Consider the following 18,362-nt stretch of genomic DNA (forward strand, 5'->3'; position numbering starts at 1 on the left):
CACGTAGCCCCGGTAAGCGCAGCGCCACCGGGGAGAGCGGCCGCAGGCGAGCGGGCCCCTCTTATTAGCGGCGGCTCTGCAGAAACTGGCGTACGCGTTCAGAGTCGGGGTTGGTGAAAAATTTCTCCGGCGGCGCTTTCTCAATCAACAACCCTTTTTCGAGAAACACCACTTCATCCGATACCTGGCGGGCAAAGTCCATCTCATGAGTCACCACCACCATGGTGTAGCCCTCCGCCGCCAGCGCCTTCATCACTCCCAACACTTCGTTGACCAGCTCGGGATCCAGCGCCGACGTCGGCTCATCAAACAGAATCACCTCCGGCGACATCGCCAGCGAACGGGCTATCGCCACCCGCTGCTTCTGCCCGCCGGAGAGGGTAATCGGCCAGGCGTCGGCCTTGTGCGCCATCCCGACCTTTTCCAGCTGCTGTATGGCTATTGCAGAGGCTGCATCGCGCTTCATCCCTTTGACGTGGAGCAGCGCTTCGCTGACATTCTGCTGCACGGTCAGGTGCGGCCACAGGTTAAAACTCTGGAACACCATCCCCACCCGCTCACGAATCTTCGACAGCTGGCGGTGGGACATGGCTTTGCCGTTCTGTTCATCAATCCCCAGCCGCTGGCCGCCGATATGAATCTCCCCGCGGTCCGGCTGTTCCAGCCAGTTCATGCAGCGCAGCAGCGTCGATTTACCGGAACCTGACGACCCCAGGATACTGACCACCGACCCCTTTTCGACGGTCAGATTGATGTCTCGCAGAACTTCAATATTATCAAACTGTTTAGAGACGTTTTTAATGCTTACTGCGGTGGTATCAGGCATGACTCATTCCTCTTTTAGCTCCGAGGGCGCTCAGTCGCTTAATCAGCAACTCCAGCAAAATGCTGATCGCCCAGTAGAGTGCAATCGCGACGATAAAAGCGTTAAACGGGATGAACCAGGTCGCCTGCACGCTGTTGGCCGCGGCGGTAATTTCCTGAACGGTGATAATGCTGAGAAAAGCGGTATCCTTCAGGCAAATAATCAGCTGGTTGCCGAGCAGCGGCAGCGCCGATGAGACGATATTCGGCAAAATAATCCGCCGGTATATCTGGTAGCGAGAAAAACCCTGCGCCACCGCGGCCTCGATATATCCGGCGGAGAAGACCCGGCGCTGGCTGCGCAGGATTTCAAAGAAATAGGCGCCGTGGTAGATCATCAGCGCTACCAGACCTGCGCTCCAGGCGTCCATACTGATCCCCACTTCCGGCAGGCCGTAATAGAGCAGATAGGCGAGGATTAAGAACGGAATTGCACGCATCAGGCTGACAAAACCGATAATCACGCGGTTAAGCCAGCGCTTTTGATATTCGGTCAAATAGCACAGCACAATGCCAATGGCTAACCCCACAACGGCGGCCACAATGAATAGCTCAAGAGTGGCAATCAGGCCGGCAATAAAGCTGTCGCGCGCTGACCAGATAATGGCCCACTGATTCATAGATCCTCCTGTTGTTATCGTGCCAGGCGTTTTGCTTTACGTTCCGCCAGTCCCTGCAGCTTCAGCAGCATGCCGATGATCACGACATAAAGCAGACCCGCCGCGAGAATCGGCGACAGGGGCTCATAGGTGACGGATGAGATACGGTTGGTCACGCGGGTCAAATCGACCACGCCGATCACCGCAATCGCCGGGCTGCCTTTAATCAGGAAAGACATTTCGTTCACCAGCGCCGGCAGGCTTTCGATCCACATTTGCGGCAGCATGATGTAGCGAAAATAGGTCCAGCGGCGCATCCCCACGGATTCTGCCGCCTCGCGCTGCTCGCGCGGGAAGGTGCGAAACGCATTGCGCCAGATTTCGGCGTTAAAAGCCGAGGTGTTGAGGGTCAGCGCCACGATTGCCGCCACGTTTTTATCAAGATTAATCCCCACCGTGGGCAGCGAGAGAAACAGAAACAGCACCAGCGTCACCAGCGGCGTGGCGCGCGCCAGGCTGATATAGACCACCAGCAGCTGGTCGACAATCGGGAGACGCAGCATCCTCACCAGCGCGATCAGCAGGCCAATCACCACCCCAAAGGCGATAGCGATAGCCGAAATCCAGAGGGTCGTCCATGCGCCTTCAATCAATAACTGCCAGGAAATTGCATCCATATGGCCCTCCTGTGGATTAAAAACGCGGCGGTAACCCGCCGCAAACTGTTACAAACCAGCCAGTTTATGGAACTGTTCCGGGCTGGTAATCGCTTCCGTCGGGAGGTTATCGTAGGTTTCGCCAAACCATTTTTTCTGCAGCTCCGCAAGCTTGCCGGTTTCACGCATATGGTTGATAAACTTGGTCATGTAGGCCAAAAGCTGCGGGGAGTTTTTCGGAATCGGCCACGCCATATAGCCCGGACCGGACACCGCCAGCCCTTTGGCAAAGACCTTCGGTTTGGCTTTCGCCAGGTCGTTGACTGAAATCACCACGTTAATCACGTAATCGAGGCGCTTATTGGCAAGGTCGGCGTAGGCTTCCGGGTAAGAGGGATACTCCACCACCGGCCCGAGCTTGCCGCCGGTTTTTTCCAGCATTGCTTTCAGCTCAGGCAGTCGCGCCAGCAGCGCGCTGCCCGCCTGGACGCCCACTTTTTTGCCGCTCAGGTCGGCGATGGTATCGAGTGAATTATCCCCGGCGCGTTTTACGAAGTAGTGTTGCGCCGAAGCCCATGGCGGCGTGAAGTCAAAGACCTTCAGACGGTCATCGGTGATCACCGCGCCGGTTAACGCCATATCGTACTGGCCGGTGGAGACCGCCGCTAACAGGCCGGTCCACGGCAAGATGCTCTGGTCGACGTGGAATTTCGCATACTTGCGTAGCTCCTCCAGCATATCTTTGTTAAAACCATCGGCCTGGCCGTTACTCATAAAGTTAAACGGCGCGTAATCATCTTCGGTCGCGACTTTCAGGGTGCCGGATTTTTCAATTTCCGGGAGATCTGCTGCCGCTGCGTGATAAGAGAAAGCCAGTGCCATAACGGCGCCCAGACACATTGAAGCCAACGATTTGTTCATCAATCCACCCCTAATTAATTCGCCAGACGTGTTCATTCCCGAACATGAAAAGGTTTTGCAAAACTTGTGCCGACGGAAGTTCCGTTCCGCGACTGATGAATGCGTTTTTACTGTAGGGAGCGTTTTTGTTTTCCGGATAGAGCCAGTTTCGTTGCGTCCGTGTGTCAGACTTTTTCAGGGTGGTATGGAATTTGCTGCAGGGTAGACAGAGTATTCACCTAAGGAGCCCCGCATGATCCGTCACCTTTTGCACGTCGAGTTCGACCAACGTCGCGGTTTACAGGAACAGGTGCGGGAGACGTTGGTTAACGCCATTTTGAGCGGTATCTTTTCCGCCGACACGCCGCTGCCATCCTGTCGTCAGCTGGCCAGCCAGCTGCGGGTGTCGCGCAATACCACGGCGCTGGTTTTTGAGAGTCTGGTCAGCGAAGGGTATCTCATCAGCCGCCCGCGCAGCGGATACTATCTGCATCCCGACTATCAGCATTCCGCCGCGACGGTTGCCGTGCAGGGTGCACCGGATGACGAGCGTACTGCACCACGCTGGGGCGCACGACTGCAAATCACCCCCAGCCAGCAGGAGTCGATTCTGAAACCCGCCGGCTGGATGAACTATCGCTATCCGTTTATCTATGGCCAGCCGGATACCCGCCAGTTCCCGCTGACCACCTGGCGTTCGGCGGCCAACTGGCTGCACGGCGGCGTGCGCGATCCGGCCTGGGTCGTCGATCATATCGACCAGGACGTCCCGATGCTGATTGAGCAGATCCGCACCCGGGTGCTGCCCAAGCGCGGCATCGCCGCCGCAGCGGATGAGATCCTGATTACGCTCGGCTCGCAGAACGCGCTCTACCTGCTCACCCGCCTGCTGATGTCGTCCAGAACCCGGGTCGGCGTGGAGAATCCCTGCTTCCGCGAAGCGATTAATACCTTCCTGCTGGCAGACGCCGACATCGTGCCGCACCCGGTGGACGAAGAAGGGATCGTGCTCGACGATGCTCCCTGCGATTACTACTACGTCACCCCCGGCCACCAGGTGCCGACGGGGGTGGCGATGAGCCAGGCGCGGCGCAGCCAGCTGCTGGAACATGCGGCCCGCTACGATGCGGTGATCGTTGAAGATGATTACGACTCGGAAAGTAACTTTACCCTCAACCCGCTACCGGCACTGAAAGCCAGCGACCGTAGCGGGCGGGTGATTTACGTCAGCAGCCTGTCGAAGGCGCTCTCTCCCGGCCTGCGGCTGGGATTTATGGTGGCCGACCCGGACCTGATTGATGAAGCCCGCGCGCTGCGGCGGCTGATTTACCGCCACCCGCCCACCAATATTCAGTATCAGATGGCCCATTTTCTCGCCCAGGGGCACTATGAAACCCACCTGCGCCGCTACCACTATGACTCCGCCCAGCGCTGGGAGCGGCTGAATAATGCGCTGCACCGCTACCTGCCGGAGTGCCGAATTATTCCCGGGAGCGAACATGCCAATGCTTTCTGGCTGTCGACACCGAAACAGATCAATACGCAGCAGCTGACCTGGCGTGCCGCCCATGCCGGGGTGCTGATTGAACCCGGCGCGCGCCATTTCCTCAACGCCACCCCGCCGGAAAACTTTTTCCGCATGGGCTTTCACGCCATCAATCCCGATGCGATTGCGCCCGGCGTCGAAGTGCTGTGCCACCAGCTGGCGCAGCTGGAATAGGCAGGCTCCATGGCCTGCCCTCCCCCGGGTAGCGCCGCTTGCGCCTTATCCGGGCTACCATCCCCACCGGTCCGTGGTCTGGGGCAGCACAACGCCGTAGCCCGGCTAAGCGTAGCGCCAGCCGGGGAATTCCGACTCCGGGTTACGCCACCTGCGCGTATTGCAGCATGACCTGCAGCAGCACGTTTGCGCCGGCAGCAACGTGTTCCGGCGAGGCATATTCGATTTCGTTATGGCTAATCCCGTCTTTGCAGGGAATAAAGATCATTCCCGTCGGCGCCAGATAGCTCATATACACCGCATCATGCCCGGCACCGGAGACAATCTCCCGCGATGGATAGCCAAGCTGTGCCGCCGCCTCGGCAATGGCCTGCCGGCAATCGGGATGAAACGGCGCCGCCGGATAGTGGCTGACCTCTTTCAACTGTACCGTCAGCCCGCTCTCCTGCTGCACGCGCGCGATAAAGGCGCGCAGCTGGCGGTCCATATCATCCACTGCCGCGTCGCTGAGATTGCGCATATCAATAGAGAACGTCACCTCACCCGGCACCACGTTGCGACTATTGGGATAGACCTGCACCATCCCGACGGTGCCGCGCCCCTCTTCGCTCCGCCCGGCAATCGCCACCACCTCCTGCATAATCCGCGTCGCCACCTGCAAGGCATCCTGACGCAGACGCATCGGCGTCGGCCCGGCATGTGACTCCTGCCCCGTCACCACGCAATCGTACCAGCGGATCCCCAGCACGCCCTGCACCACGCCGATGATTTTCTCTTCATCTTCAAGGATCGGTCCCTGCTCGATATGGGCTTCAAAGTAGGCGCCGATCGGATGATCGCCGGGAGTCTGGCTGCCGATATAGCCGATACGCGCCAGCTCCTCGCCCACCGTTTTTCCCTGCGCATCCTGCGCGGCATAGATGGTTTCCAGCGGGAATACGCCGGCAAAAACGCCGGACCCCATCATCACCGGCACAAAACGCGAACCTTCTTCATTGGTCCAGAACACCACTTCAATCGGCGCTTCGGTTTCAATATCGAGGTCGTTCAGCGTACGCACGACCTCCAGCGCCGCCAGCACCCCGTAGTTGCCGTCAAATTTCCCGCCGGTAGGCTGAGTATCGATATGGCTGCCGGAGACAATCGGCGGCAGCAGCGGATTGCGCCCTTCCCGGCGCATAAACACGTTACCGATTTTATCAACGGTAACGCTCATCCCCGCCGCTTGCGCCCAGCCGATGACTAAATCTCGTCCCTGTCGGTCGAGATCGGTGAGCGTCAGGCGACAGCAGCCTCCTTTCGGCGTCGCGCCGATTTCCGCCAGCGCCATCAATGAATCCCATAACCGCTCACCGTTAATACGCCAACCCGTTGCCTCGGCAACCGGGGTGAAAATAACCTCACTGCTCATTTTTGTCTCCTTGCGCGAAGGCAACGGCCAACTCCACCAGCAGACGATCGCTGCCGCGCGGCCCTAAAAAAGAGATGCCCAGCGGCAGACCGCCGGCCTGGGCGACCGGCAGCGTCACCTGCGGGCGCCGGGTCATCACCGAAATCAACAATAAATCGTGGGAAAGGCGCCGGGTGGTCTCAATCTCCTCAGCCTGCGCCGTCAACAGCGGCGCGCCGTCGGGCACGGTGGGCAGAACCAGTATCGCGTCGCCCAACAGCGCATCCCACCAGTGGGTAACGTGCTCCCGCCGCTGGCAGGCGGCCTCATACTGCGCCGGCGTCACCGCTTTTCCCCATAAGAAGCGTTCACGCACATCCGGTCCCAACTGCAGGCCATAGCGTTCTATCGTCTCCCCCTGCGCCTGCCAGGCCTCGAATCCCTGAATCTGCCGGAAGGCGAGATAGATCTCATCGATGTCCGGCAGCGGCGCATTCAGCGGCGTGATGGCGCCAAACGCGCGCTCAAGCCGCTGCCGAACGGGCAACAATGCCTGCTGGCTGCGCAACGGCAGGCGGGAAAAGAGGGTGTCATGGCACGCCAGCGCCACGCCGGCAATTGCCGGAGGCTTCGCGTCCAGCAGGCAATCAGCGACCGCCCGAAAGACCTCCGGCGTTTGGGCGAAGAAACCGCAGGTGTCCATCGTGGCGCACAGCGGCTGGCAGCCGTCGAGCGAAATGCGCCCGTGCGTGGGGCGCAGACCAAACAAGCCGCAGTAGCTTGCCGGGGTACGCACCGAACCGCCGGTATCGGTACCCAGCGCAAAATCGCACACGCCGTTCGACACCGCCGACGCCGACCCGGATGACGAGCCGCCGGGAATATGGTTCGGCGCGGCGCCGTTGCGCGGCGTCCCGTAATGCACATTGTGGCCGCTCATCGAGTAGGCCAGCTCGCTGGTGTGGGTTTTACCGATAAAACGTGCGCCGTTATCCAGCAGGCGCTGCACCACCGGAGCAGTGCGGCGTTTAATGCCGGAGAGCGCCAGTAAATGCGGGTTACCGCCGCCGGTGGGATAGCCCGCAACATCAAACAGATCTTTGACGGCAAAGGTCATCCCGCTGAGCGGCCCGCTCAGCGCGTGAGGTACCGGCTGCGGCGGGTAAGGCATAAATGCGTGATTATCATCCTGCATGCGTATCACCTCTTTTATTCGGCCGACCGTTCAGGCATACAGCGCCGGCTTTTCGACGGCCGTCGTCAGTTCTCGCCAGCGATGACAACTCACCACATGACGCTGGCCAACCTGTTCGATCACGGGTTGAGTTTGCGTACAAACGGCTCTCGCATGCGGGCAACGGTCGGCGAACGCGCAGCCCGGCGGCAAGCGGGAAAGATCCGGCGGCGAACCGGGAATGCAGTGCAGCGCGTCGCCTTTTTTTAAGCCGTCTTTGGGACGGCTGCCCAGCAGCACCTGGGTATAGGGATGGCGAGGACGGGACAAAATATCCGTCATCGAGGCCTCTTCGACGATCCGCCCGGCGTACATCACCGCCACCCGGTCGGCTATCTCCACCGCGGCGCCAATATCATGAGTCACAAAGATAATCGCCAGGTCGCGCTGCTTTTGCTGTTCGCGCAGCAGGATCAGAATCTGGATCTGCACCGTGGCGTCCAGCGCGGTCGTCGGTTCATCCGCCAGCAGCAGCTGGGGATTACACGACAGCGCCAGGGCAATCATCGCCCGCTGACGCATCCCGCCGGACATCTCATGCGGATAGGCGTCCAGCCGCCGTTCCGGGCTGGGGATCCGCACCTGGCGCAGCGCTTCCAGCGCCCGTTCTTTTGCCGCCTGACGCGATAGTCCTTCATGGCGACGCAGTCCTTCGACGATCTGCTGACCGACGGTATACACCGGGTCAAACGCCAACAGCGGCTCCTGGAAAATCATCGCGCAGCGGGCGCCGCGATAGGCCCGCAGCCGGGAAGCGCTCATCTTCAGCACCTCCTCATCGCCGACGCGTAGCGTCCCCGAGAGCACGCTGCTTGTTGGCGGATGCAGGCGCATCAGCGCCCTCAACGTGACGCTTTTACCGGACCCCGACTCACCGATCAGCGCCATCACTTCGCCTTTATGGACATCAAAAGAGACGCCGTTAACCGCATTCACCGTCTGGCCATCGCGGCGAAATTCCACCCGCAGATCGCGAATATGGACAAAAGCCTCATGCGACATGACTCACCTCCTGAATGGCGATGTTCTGATGCCAGGGCGACGACGGTTGGGCCATCAGGCAGGCGCTTTGATGCCCCTCGCCGACGCTTTCGAGCTTCGGTTTCACCTCGGAGCACACCGCTCTGGCGTGCGGACAGCGGGTATGAAACCGACAGCCCGCAGGCGGTGATATCGGGCTCGGCGGATCGCCGTTCAGTGGCGAGGTCAGGGTGCGGTTTTGCGGGTCCATCGATGGCATCGAGCTGAGCAATGCGCGGGTATAAGGATGAGCGGAGCGGGTAAACAACTGTTCCGCCGGCCCAATTTCCACCACCTCGCCGAGATACATCACCAGAATGCGATCCGACAACCAGCGCACCACGTGCAGATCGTGGCTGATAAACACATAGGTCAGCTCAAGGGTGCGCTTGAGCTCCTGCAACAGCTGCAGAACCTGCGCTTCTACCGATTTATCCAGCGCCGACACCGCCTCGTCGAGAATCACCAGCCGCGGCTTCATTGCCAGAGCGCGGGCGATGTTGACGCGCTGACGCTGGCCGCCGGAGAGCGCATGTGGATAACGGTGAGCAAAACGTTCGGGTTCGAGGCCAACGTGGGCCAGCAGATAGCGCGCATATTCGCTGGCATCTTTGGCGCTCACTCCGTGTACGCGCTGGCCGAAAGCGATACTCTCCTCCATCGTCATACGCGGATTGAGCGAAGCATAGCTATCCTGAAACACCATCTGTACCTGACGACGATACTCTTTCATCGGCAGGCGCGAGGAGCCCACCGTCAGGCCATCAAAGATCAGCTCGCCGCTGTCCTGATTAAGCAGTTGCATCAGCAGGCGCGCCGTCGTCGATTTGCCGCAGCCGGACTCCCCTACCACGCCCAGCGTTTCACCTTTCATCACCGTAAAGCTGACGTTATCCACCGCCTGCACCACTTCACGGCTTTTTGCGCCACCGGCACGAAAATACTTCAACAGCTGATTGACCTTCAGCAGCGGCTGAGCCGGGCCGCCAAGGTCGATATTGATAAAAGGTTGCATCGTTACTCCTTAATCGCCATCGCCGTGCGCAGGCGGTCAGCGAGGATGTTGAACGAAATGGAGGTGATAAAAATCATCAGTCCCGGCAGGGCCGCCACCCACGGCTGGGTGTAGATGGCCGTGCGTAAGGTGTTGAGCATCAATCCCCATTCTGGCTCCGGCGGCCGCACGCCCAGGCCAAGAAAAGAGAGGCCGGAGGCGAGGATCATGCACACCGAAATCAGGCCGGTGGAGAAGACAAAAATCGGCCCCAGCACGTTGCCGAGGACCTGGACGCGAATAATGGTAAAGGCGCTGGCCCCGGTAGCGCGGGCGGCCTCGATATAGTCCATATGGCGGACCTGGGCGGTGACGCTTTCCGCAATCCGCGCCACCTGCGGCACGAACACCAGCGTCAGCGACAGCAGCGCATTGCCAATCCCCGCCCCCAGCGCGCCGGAGAGCGCAATCGCCAGCAGCACTGAAGGGAAAGCGTAAAACACGTCGACGGTGCGCATAATCAGGGTATTGGTTTTCCCCCCCGTATAGCCGGCGATAATGCCGATGGCGCCGCCGATGAAAAAGGCGAACACCACCGGAACAATGCCCATAAACAGCGACAGCCGGGCGCCGAGAATCAGGCGCGACAGCATATCGCGGCCGAGTTCATCAGAACCCAGTACAAAGCCGTCGCTGCCGATAGGTTTAAGGCGTAAAAACATCGAGGTCTGATAAGGGTCTTTGACTATCAGCCACGGGCCAAACAGCGCCAGCGCCAGCAGCAGCAAAATGATGGCGCCGACGATCAGGCCGCCGGGATCGCGCAGCAGGCGGCGAAACACGCCGCGCCAGTAGCCCTGCCGGGCAGCCAGAACCGGAGAAACCGGCGCCATTTTCGTCGTCGCGGTATCCACCATAGTCAGCTCCTCTTAATTCGCGGATCGAGGGTGGTTTGCAGAATATCCACCAGCAGATTGAGCAGCACAAAGAACAGCGCCAGCACCCAGATAGTTCCCTGTAGCAACGGCAGGTCGCGCTGGAAAATCGCCGTATTCAGCAGCAGACCGGTCCCCGGCCAGGAGAAGACCGTTTCAACGAGAATCGAGCCGCCCATCAAATACCCCACCTGCAGCCCCATCACCGCCAGCGCGGTCGGCGCGGCGTTTTTCACCACGTGGAGGAAGATGCGCGATTCGTTCAGCCCGCGGGCGCGCAGGCCGACGATAAACTCCTGACTAAGAATGTCCGCCACCTGCGAACGCACGGTGCGGGCGATAATCCCGGTCGGGATCACCGACAGCGTAATCGCCGGCAGCAGCATGAACTGCAGATGCTCCCGGTCCCACTGCCAGCCAATCTCGCCAATCGGTCCGCCGCCGGTGGCCGGCAGCAGGGAGAATTTGACGCTGAAGACGATGACCAGCAGCATTCCCAGCCAGTAATGCGGCACGCTGACGCCGAAAACCGACAGCAGTGACGCCAGGCGGTCAACGATGCTGTTACGAAAATAGCCGGCGACAAAACCAAACAGGCTGCCCAGCACAAAGCCGATAATGGTTGCCAGCAGCGCCAGACGCAGCGAATAGCTGACCGCCGTCAGCACTTCGCCCAGCACCGGCCGGCCCGTCGCCACCGACATGCCTAAATCCCCATGCAGCGCCCGCCATAGCCAGTGCACGAACTGCAGCGGCAGCGGTTTATCAAAGCCATAGGCCTGCATTAATGTCTGGCGCAGCGCCTCGGAGGCATCCGGCGGCATCACCGAGACCAGCGGGTCGCCCGGGGCGATCTGCACCAGCATAAAACAGATCAACGCCACGCCGAGCATCGTCGGAATGGCCAGCAGAATGCGGTATAGCAGCGTATTGATCATCTGTTCCCCCTGTGCGGTTACTCTTTCTTACTCACCAGGCTGAGATCGATAAACCAGCTTTGTGGCTGGACCACCCCGGTCACCGCAGGCGATATGGCGCGCGGCCCGACGTCATGGGCGACAAACAGGAACGGCACCTGATCCACCAGCGCCGCGTGCAGCTCTCCGGCGGCTTTATCCATCTCCGCCGGGGTAAAGGCATGCTTCACCGCCGTCGCCAGTTTTTCCGTCTCCGGCGTCGAGAAGTAGCCCCAGTTGGTGGCGACCGGCGGGAAAGCTTTGGCGGTCGAGAAGCGGATCAGGCCGAAGTAAGGATCGTTGACCGCGGCGCTGACGTTGATCGCATCGATCCCCTTCGCCGAGGGATCTTTTGCCCCCAGACGCCAGTTGGTAAACAGGGTGTTCCATTCCGTCACTTTGATATCGACATTGAAGAAGCAGCTTTTCAGGCTCTGCTGGATATATTCATTCATCGGCAGCGGCTGCATCTGCCCGGAGCCGGAAGCGGAAGTCGCCACCGTGACGTGCAGCGGTTTTGCGGCGCTAAATCCGGCCTCGGTCATCAGTTTACGGGCGCTGTCCGGGTCGTATTTGATCTGGAAAGTGGGTTTGCCGTGCCACGGACTGTCGGCTTCATAGACACCGGTCGCTTCGGTCATGTAGCCGCCGAGATAGCTTTTGAGTTCGGCGCGGTTAAGGCACAGGTTGGCGGCTTTGCGCACGCGAATATCTTTCCACGGCGAGCCTTCTGCAAAGGAGAACTGCCACGGCCACAGGTGCGGCTGGGTGTTGGCGTAGATTTTAAACCCCTGGGCTTTAATCTGATCGACCGAATCCGGCGCCGGGGCTTCAATCCAGTCCACCTGTTTTGACAGCAGCGCGGCGGTACGAGCATTGGCCTCCGGCAGCGGGATCAGCACCACTTTATCGACCCGCGGAATGCGCGCTTTATTCCAGTAATCCGGGTTTTTATCGAGAATCAGCTGCTGGCGCGGAACCAGTTTTTCCATTTTAAAGGGACCGCTGCCCACCGCCTGAGCGGCGAACGCCGTCCACGCCTGCTTGCTGCGGGCCGCCGCATCGCCGATGCTGGCCGGCACCGCGTCATACTGTTTTTGCCAGGCCGTCGGCGAGACAATAAACAGGTTGGTGATGTTGTACGGCAGCAGCGCATCCGGCTCGGAGGTGGTCAGCGCGACCGTATATTGATCGATTTTTTCCGCGCCGATCAGCGTCGGCATACGGGACAGCGTGTTGCCAATCTGCCCCGGCGCATATTGCGGCGCAGCTTTGTTCAGCACCTTATCGACGTTCCAGACGATAGCGTCGGCGTTCACCTCGCTGCCATCATGAAACTTCACGCCGGGTCGCAGGGTAAAAATCCAGCGACTTTGATTCTGCGGGTCAACGTGCCACTCCGTCGCCAGACCCGGAACCAGGCCACTGGGCTTTTCGCCCTGCGAAAGATCCCACTCGACCAGGGCATCGTACAGCGGGATACCGGTGAAGCGGTTGCCTTCATATCCTTGATCGGGCTGCCCAAGCGTCAGGGGGATATCGGCGGCGGTCATGGCGATCCGCAGAGTAGAGGCACTGGACTGCAGGGAGGCAAAGAGCGCCAGCGCGCCGCTGACAGCAACGGCAAGATGACGTTTGCGCAAAAGTACGGTGTTATTTAGCATCACATTGTCCCTGTTAAATAAAAGTCGTTATTTAACAGGCAAGATGCATACCAGTTTATCAGTGCGAAAAATAAGTATGAAAGCGCTTATAAAATAAGAGCAACCTATTATATCCAAATGATTTTAATTGAAAAAATAAACAACTCTTATCTTTACGCACCACCAGAGTGAAAGTGGTTGCACAATTGCACCAGCCTGTTTATTGCCGCACGGGCGAAGCCGGATAATCACTTAGCCTCACGTTTTATAAAATAAATTCATCATTTCCGCGCGGTTATCAGCCCGCAGCGAACCCATCTATACTTCGTTTATCGCGCTAATCAGGGAGTCACCATGCCGCTACCCGACTTTCACCGCTCCGCCCCCTTCACCCTCGGGATTGAACTGGAGCTTCAGGTGGTCAATCCGCCTGGCTACGACCTGAGCCAGGACTCCTCGCTGCTTATCGACGACGTGAAGAGCGGGCTGAGCGTCGGTGAGGCTAAACATGACATCACCGAAAGCATGCTGGAAATCGCCACCGGAGTTTGTCGCGATATCCACCAGGCCTCGACGCAGCTGGGCGCCATCCAGCAAGCGGTTTTACGCGCGGCCGCCCGGCACCATCTGCAAATCTGCGGCGGCGGCACCCACCCTTTCCAGACCTGGCAGCGCCAGCAAATCAGCGATAATCCGCGCTATCTGAAAACCGTGGAGCACTTCGGCTATCTGGCGCAGCAGGCCACGATATTCGGCCAGCACGTCCATGTTGGCTGCCAGAACGGCGATGATGCGATTTATCTTTTGCATGGGCTGTCGCGCTTCGTTCCGCATTGTATTGCGCTGAACGCGGCCTCGCCGTGGCTCGACGGTGCCGACAGCGGTTTTGCCTGTTCGCGTCTGAATCTGTTCGCCGCGTATCCTGACAACGGACCGATGCCGTGGGTCAACAGCTGGCAGGAGTTTACCCGCCTGTTCCGGCGTCTCAGCTATACCAGCATGATCGACAGTATGAAGGATCTGCACTGGGATATTCGCCCCAGCCCCCGTTTTGGCACCGTCGAAGTACGGGTGATGGATACCCCGCTCACTCTCGCGCAGGCCATCAATGCCGCCGGATTCATCCAGACTCTCGCCTGCTGGCTGCTGACGGAGAGGCCGTTTAAACCGCACCCCGATGACTATCTGCTGTACCCTTTTAACCGCTACCAGGCCTGTCGCTACGGGCTGGAGGGCATTAATACCGATGTGCACAGCGGCGAGCAGCGCCAGCTTCGCGAGGAGATTTTACAGCTGATCCCCCGCCTCATGCCCTACGCCGATCGCCTCAATGCCGCCAGCGCCCTTGAGGCGATCGGGCGCCAGCTGCAGCAGGAGAAGAGCGAAGCCCGGCAGATGCGTGAGTTTGTCGCCGGCGGCGGCTCGCTGATCGGTCTGGTGCAAAAGCACTGCGAAATCTGGGCGGCATAGTCCGGCAAAAAGGTATACTGCGGCCAATATTGATTTCGCCGCCCCGCCTCTTCCTGCGGCATACCTGGAACGTTCTCATGACTTTTCGCCTCCTGCCGCTGCTGCCAGCGCTGCTGCTTCCCCTCTCCGCGTTGGCCAGCGGAAAATGCACCCTCACCGACCCGTCGCTGACGCTACAAAGCTATAGCGTCAATCCGCAGCGCGAGCGCATCGCGATGTACTGGAAAAAAACGGATGGCGAGGCCTTCGGATCGCTGCGGGCGCTGCTGGCGGATATCAATCAGGATGGGCGCGTGCAGATGGCGATGAACGGCGGTATTTACGCCAGGAGCTACGCGCCGCTGGGGCTGTATATCGAAAAGGGGGTGCAGAAGGTTCCGCTTAATCGCGCTTCCGGCGGCGGCAACTTTTTTATCCGCCCCGGCGGGGTGTTTTATCTGCAAGGCGAGCGGGCGAGAATCGTCAGTATCGACAAATTTAAGCCGACGCCGGGTATTGATTACGCCGTACAGTCCGGCCCAATGCTGATTGAAAACGGCACAATAAACTGGCGCCTGAAGCCGTCTGCCGGCTCACGCAAGCTGCGCAATGGCGTCGGTATCACCCGGCAGGGCCAGGTGATTTTTATGCTCAGCGATCGCGAAACCAACTTCTACGATTTCGCCTGCTACGCGCAGTCAAAGCTCAACGTGCGGCAGATGCTCTATCTCGACGGCACCATTTCAAAGATGTACCGACAAGGCGGCAGCATACCGTGGCAGTATCACCCGTTCGTCACCATGATTGCGGTGGAGACGAAACAGTAAATGAACCCGGCCCGGTCAGAGCCCCGGGCCGCGGCGTCAACGTCTGACTCCGGACCGCACAACGCCAGCCACGGAGCGCCTACATCCGGCGATGGCCCCACTCGCGTAAACGCTGGAACAGCACGAACAGCGACGGAATAAACACAATCCCGATCGCCGTCGCCACCAGCATGCCGCTGAACACCGTGGTGCCGATAATCCGGCGACTCTGCGCCCCGGCGCCGGTGGCCAGCATCATCGGCATAATACCGATAATAAAGGAGACGGCGGTCATCAACACCGCCCGAAAACGCCGGGTGGCCCCCTCGCGGGCAGCATCCACAACCGACATCCCCTCTTCCCGTCGGGCCCGGGCAAACTCGACGATTAATATCGCGTTTTTCGCCGCCAGCGCGATTAACAACACCAGCCCTATCTGCACATACACATCGTTGGCATAGCCGGCTATCCATAGCCACAGCAGCGCCCCGGCGATAGCGAACAGCACCGACAGCATCACGCTGGCCGGCAGCGTCCAGCTTTCATACTGGGCGACGAGGAACAACCACGCCATCGCCACCGCCGCCAGGACTATCCAGATGGCCTGGTTGCCGGTCTGCTGCTCCTGCCAGGAGATGCCGCTCCACGCGTAATCATACCCCTGCGGCAAATTCGTCAGCAGAATGTGCTCCATCACCGCCATCGCCGTGCGGCTGCTGACGCCCTGCGCCGCGGAGCCGCTCACCGACACTGACGGGAACTGGTTGTACTGCTGAATAAACGGCGCGCCGACGGTGGGGGTCACGGTCACCAGATTACTCAGTCGAATCCGCTCGCCGTGATGACTTCGCACGTACAGCTCGCCGATCTGTTCCGCCCGCTCGCGCCACTGCATCTCGTTTTGCACCACCACCGGGTAGACGCGATTGTTGATGCTGAAATCTCCGGCGCGCGTCCCGCCAAACGCCGTTTGCAGACTATTGAAGATCCGCGATACCGGCACATCCAGCCGCGACGCCTGGTCACGGTCGACCTTGAGCGTCAGCTGCGGCACGTTGCTACTCCAGGTGGTAAACACCTGGCTCAGCTGCGGATGCTGGTTCGCCATCCGCAGCACCTGCCGCGTTACCTGCTCCAGCTCGGCTGAGGATTGCCCGGCCTGTGCCAGGATGCGTAAATTGAACCCGGACGCATTGCCCAGTCCCGGCAACGTGGGCGGCGCAAAGGCCATAATGGTCGCCTCCGGCAGGCCCATCAGCTGCCCCTGCAATTTGCCCATCACCTCATTCAGCGGCGGCCGCTGATGCCACTCTTTCAGCATCACCGAGATAAAGCCGCCGTTGGAGGCGCTGGTACCGTTGAGAATATTAAAGCCGGACACCTGAATCACATCCTCAACCGCAGAATTGGCCAGCAGCAGCTCGCGCGCCTGGGCCATCACCGCTTCGGTACGCTCCAGCGACGCCGCCTCCGGCAGCTGTACGCTGGCAAAGAAATAGCCCTGATCCTCCTGCGGCAGAAAGCCTTTCGGCATCTGGCTAAAGCTGAAGGCCACCAGACCGGCGGCGGCGAGCGTCGCCACCAGCGCCAGCCACAGACGACGGTTCATCCATTCGACCAGCGCACCGTAGCCGTCACGCAGCGTCGCCAGGGCGCGGTTAAAAGCCCGCCAGATGGCGGCAGGCTGCGCGGGACGCGGGCGCAGCAGCAGCGCGCACAGCGCAGGCGTCAGGGTGAGCGCGACGATGCTCGACACCGTCACCGCCGTCGACAGCGTGACGGCAAACTGGCGATACAGCTCACCGACAATCCCCGGCAGGAGCGCCACCGGAACAAACACCGCCAGCAGCACCAGCGTTGTGGCGATCACCGGCCCGGCGATTTGCCGTAGCGCCAGCGCGGTCGCCTCCGTGCGCCCCACGCCTTCGGCGAGATGGGTTTCCACGCTCTCGACCACCACGATGGCATCATCGACCACCATGGTCAGGGCGAGAATAATGGCGAATAAACTCAGCGTATTGGCGCTATAGCCCAGCAGATAAAGCACGGCAAAGCTGCCAATCAGCGACACCGGGATCGCCAGAGTGACAATCAGCGTGGCCCGCCAGCTTTGCAGAAACAGCGATACCACCGCCACCACCGCCAGCAGGGTCAGCGCCAGCGAAACGCCAATCTCTTTAATCGTCGCCGCCACAAAGCGCGTCGTATCGAACTTCACCTCCCAGGTCAGATCCGCCGGAAAGCGGCTGTGCAGGCGGGTCAGTTCGGCGCGCACCGCATTGGCGACCTGCAGGGCGTTGGCGGTTGGCGTCGGATAGATACCGAGATAGGCGGAGTCTTTGCCGTTCAGCTGCGCGCCGGAACTGTAGCTACGCGCCCCCAGTTCAATAGTGGCCACTTCGGCGAGGCGAACCAGCTGACCGTGTTCCCCGCTGCGGATCGCTATCTGGCTGAAGCTTTCCGCATCGCTCAAGCGGCCGATGCCGTTGATGGTCAGCGTCTGCTGCTGACCGTTGAACACCGGCGGCGTGCCTACCTGCCCCGCCGCCCCCTGCACGTTCTGCTCCCGCAGCGCCTGAGCGATATCGTCGGTCGTCACATTCAGCGCGTTCATGCGATCGGGGCGCAGCCAGACGCGCATGCTGTAATCACGGGCGCCGAACATCTGCACTTCGCCGACGCCCGGCAGACGGGCCAGCGCCTCGCGCACCTGGGTGCTGGCGTAATTGCTGACGAACAGCGGAGAGAGCGTCTCCAGCGGCGAGTACAGGCTGACGCCCATCAGCAGGTTGCTCGCCCGCTTGCGCACCTGTACGCCGTTCTGCTGTGCATCGACGGGGAGTTGCGCCACCGCCTGCGATACCCGGTTTTGCACGTCAATCGCCGCCAAATCGGCATCGGTGCCTGCCGCAAAGGTCAGGCTCAGGCTGTAGCTACCGTCATCGGAACTGGTGGACTCCATATACAACATATGGTCAACGCCGTTGAGCTGGGTCTCCAGCGGCGCAGCGATAGCCTCGGCGACGTCCGCCGCGCTGGCCCCCGGCCAGCTGGCGCTGACGTTGACCACCGGCGGCGTAATCTGCGGATATTGCTCCACCGGAATCAGCTTCAGCGATACCGCGCCGATAAAGGTCAGCAGCAGCGCGATCACCATCGCAAAACGCGGGCGACGAATAAAAAACGTCAGCATCCC

General features: G+C 60.2%; 15 protein-coding genes. 3 read left to right on the forward strand and 12 right to left on the reverse strand.

The features are described 5' to 3' along the window. Positions 1–64: 64 nt before the first annotated feature. From AC007G_RS02275 to AC007G_RS02290, 4 genes are read right to left on the reverse strand one after another with little or no spacing between them, the layout of a single operon-like run. Positions 65–826 (reverse strand): amino acid ABC transporter ATP-binding protein, encoded by a 762-nt coding sequence (locus tag AC007G_RS02275; protein ID WP_032689006.1) that lies wholly within the window; start codon positions 824–826, stop codon positions 65–67. Then, positions 819–1,484, reverse strand: coding sequence for an amino acid ABC transporter permease (locus AC007G_RS02280; RefSeq protein ID WP_032689007.1), 666 nt, complete (start codon positions 1,482–1,484; stop codon positions 819–821). The genes AC007G_RS02275 and AC007G_RS02280 overlap by 8 nt, the downstream gene beginning before the upstream one ends. Positions 1,485–1,498: 14 nt before the next feature. Beyond that, a complete protein-coding gene (locus AC007G_RS02285; protein ID WP_032689008.1) occupies positions 1,499–2,140 on the reverse strand; it encodes an amino acid ABC transporter permease in 642 nt (213 codons plus the stop codon). Between the two features lie 48 nt (positions 2,141–2,188). Continuing rightward, complete coding sequence (locus AC007G_RS02290; protein WP_032689009.1) at positions 2,189–3,040, reverse strand: transporter substrate-binding domain-containing protein; 852 nt, start codon at positions 3,038–3,040, stop codon at positions 2,189–2,191. 232 nt (positions 3,041–3,272) lie between these two features. Here AC007G_RS02290 and pdxR point away from each other — a divergent pair, with 232 nt between their 5' ends. After that, positions 3,273–4,739 carry a MocR-like pyridoxine biosynthesis transcription factor PdxR gene (pdxR, locus tag AC007G_RS02295; RefSeq protein WP_142630192.1) on the forward strand — a complete coding sequence of 489 codons (1,467 nt, stop codon included), beginning with the start codon at positions 3,273–3,275 and terminating at the stop codon, positions 4,737–4,739. A 142-nt stretch (positions 4,740–4,881) separates the two neighbouring features. Here pdxR and AC007G_RS02300 read toward each other — a convergent pair whose 3' ends face one another. From AC007G_RS02300 to AC007G_RS02330, 7 genes are read right to left on the reverse strand one after another with little or no spacing between them, the layout of a single operon-like run. Beyond that, complete coding sequence (locus AC007G_RS02300) at positions 4,882–6,150, reverse strand: Zn-dependent hydrolase (RefSeq protein WP_142630194.1); 1,269 nt, start codon at positions 6,148–6,150, stop codon at positions 4,882–4,884. Next, complete coding sequence (locus tag AC007G_RS02305; RefSeq protein WP_032689012.1) at positions 6,140–7,324, reverse strand: amidase; 1,185 nt, start codon at positions 7,322–7,324, stop codon at positions 6,140–6,142. Before AC007G_RS02305 ends, AC007G_RS02300 begins: the two co-directional genes overlap by 11 nt. A gap of 30 nt (positions 7,325–7,354) precedes the next feature. Next, the gene (locus tag AC007G_RS02310) at positions 7,355–8,365 is read right to left on the reverse strand and encodes an ABC transporter ATP-binding protein (RefSeq protein ID WP_142630196.1); all 1,011 of its coding nucleotides are present in this window, start codon (positions 8,363–8,365) and stop codon (positions 7,355–7,357) included. Continuing rightward, positions 8,355–9,398: an ABC transporter ATP-binding protein gene (locus AC007G_RS02315; RefSeq protein ID WP_032689015.1), complete on the reverse strand. Its 1,044-nt coding sequence runs from the start codon at positions 9,396–9,398 to the stop codon at positions 8,355–8,357. The genes AC007G_RS02310 and AC007G_RS02315 overlap by 11 nt, the downstream gene beginning before the upstream one ends. Positions 9,399–9,400: 2 nt before the next feature. Beyond that, a complete protein-coding gene (locus tag AC007G_RS02320; protein WP_032689017.1) occupies positions 9,401–10,294 on the reverse strand; it encodes an ABC transporter permease in 894 nt (297 codons plus the stop codon). Between the two features lie 2 nt (positions 10,295–10,296). After that, on the reverse strand, positions 10,297–11,250 hold the full coding sequence (locus tag AC007G_RS02325) for an ABC transporter permease (protein ID WP_004859222.1): 954 nt from the start codon (positions 11,248–11,250) through the stop codon (positions 10,297–10,299). Between the two features lie 17 nt (positions 11,251–11,267). Next, positions 11,268–12,932 carry an ABC transporter substrate-binding protein gene (locus tag AC007G_RS02330; RefSeq protein WP_032696449.1) on the reverse strand — a complete coding sequence of 555 codons (1,665 nt, stop codon included), beginning with the start codon at positions 12,930–12,932 and terminating at the stop codon, positions 11,268–11,270. A gap of 333 nt (positions 12,933–13,265) precedes the next feature. Here AC007G_RS02330 and AC007G_RS02335 point away from each other — a divergent pair, with 333 nt between their 5' ends. Together AC007G_RS02335 and AC007G_RS02340 are read left to right on the forward strand one after the other, a co-directional pair. Beyond that, entirely contained in the window at positions 13,266–14,381 is a 1,116-nt protein-coding gene (locus tag AC007G_RS02335; RefSeq protein ID WP_142630198.1) for a YbdK family carboxylate-amine ligase, read from the forward strand. A 77-nt stretch (positions 14,382–14,458) separates the two neighbouring features. Continuing rightward, on the forward strand, positions 14,459–15,187 hold the full coding sequence (locus tag AC007G_RS02340; RefSeq protein WP_032696451.1) for a phosphodiester glycosidase family protein: 729 nt from the start codon (positions 14,459–14,461) through the stop codon (positions 15,185–15,187). A gap of 79 nt (positions 15,188–15,266) precedes the next feature. On the opposite strand, the gene AC007G_RS02345 is transcribed toward AC007G_RS02340, so the two are convergent. Continuing rightward, entirely contained in the window at positions 15,267–18,359 is a 3,093-nt protein-coding gene (locus AC007G_RS02345) for an efflux RND transporter permease subunit (protein ID WP_142630200.1), read from the reverse strand. Between the last annotated feature and the right edge of the window lie 3 nt (positions 18,360–18,362).

The sequence above is a fragment of the Klebsiella sp. CSG-1 genome (assembly GCF_056521145.1).

Coding starts and splice junctions, on each gene's coding strand:
- AC007G_RS02305 (WP_032689012.1), bottom strand. CDS start 7,324: ATGCAGGATGATAATCACGCATTTATGCCTTACCCGCCGCAGCCGGTA.
- AC007G_RS02310 (WP_142630196.1), bottom strand. CDS start 8,365: ATGTCGCATGAGGCTTTTGTCCATATTCGCGATCTGCGGGTGGAATTT.
- pdxR (WP_142630192.1), top strand. CDS start 3,273: ATGATCCGTCACCTTTTGCACGTCGAGTTCGACCAACGTCGCGGTTTA.
- AC007G_RS02300 (WP_142630194.1), bottom strand. CDS start 6,150: ATGAGCAGTGAGGTTATTTTCACCCCGGTTGCCGAGGCAACGGGTTGG.
- AC007G_RS02330 (WP_032696449.1), bottom strand. CDS start 12,932: ATGCTAAATAACACCGTACTTTTGCGCAAACGTCATCTTGCCGTTGCT.
- AC007G_RS02320 (WP_032689017.1), bottom strand. CDS start 10,294: ATGGTGGATACCGCGACGACGAAAATGGCGCCGGTTTCTCCGGTTCTG.
- AC007G_RS02275 (WP_032689006.1), bottom strand. CDS start 826: ATGCCTGATACCACCGCAGTAAGCATTAAAAACGTCTCTAAACAGTTT.
- AC007G_RS02325 (WP_004859222.1), bottom strand. CDS start 11,250: ATGATCAATACGCTGCTATACCGCATTCTGCTGGCCATTCCGACGATG.
- AC007G_RS02345 (WP_142630200.1), bottom strand. CDS start 18,359: ATGCTGACGTTTTTTATTCGTCGCCCGCGTTTTGCGATGGTGATCGCG.
- AC007G_RS02290 (WP_032689009.1), bottom strand. CDS start 3,040: ATGAACAAATCGTTGGCTTCAATGTGTCTGGGCGCCGTTATGGCACTG.
- AC007G_RS02335 (WP_142630198.1), top strand. CDS start 13,266: ATGCCGCTACCCGACTTTCACCGCTCCGCCCCCTTCACCCTCGGGATT.
- AC007G_RS02280 (WP_032689007.1), bottom strand. CDS start 1,484: ATGAATCAGTGGGCCATTATCTGGTCAGCGCGCGACAGCTTTATTGCC.
- AC007G_RS02285 (WP_032689008.1), bottom strand. CDS start 2,140: ATGGATGCAATTTCCTGGCAGTTATTGATTGAAGGCGCATGGACGACC.
- AC007G_RS02340 (WP_032696451.1), top strand. CDS start 14,459: ATGACTTTTCGCCTCCTGCCGCTGCTGCCAGCGCTGCTGCTTCCCCTC.
- AC007G_RS02315 (WP_032689015.1), bottom strand. CDS start 9,398: ATGCAACCTTTTATCAATATCGACCTTGGCGGCCCGGCTCAGCCGCTG.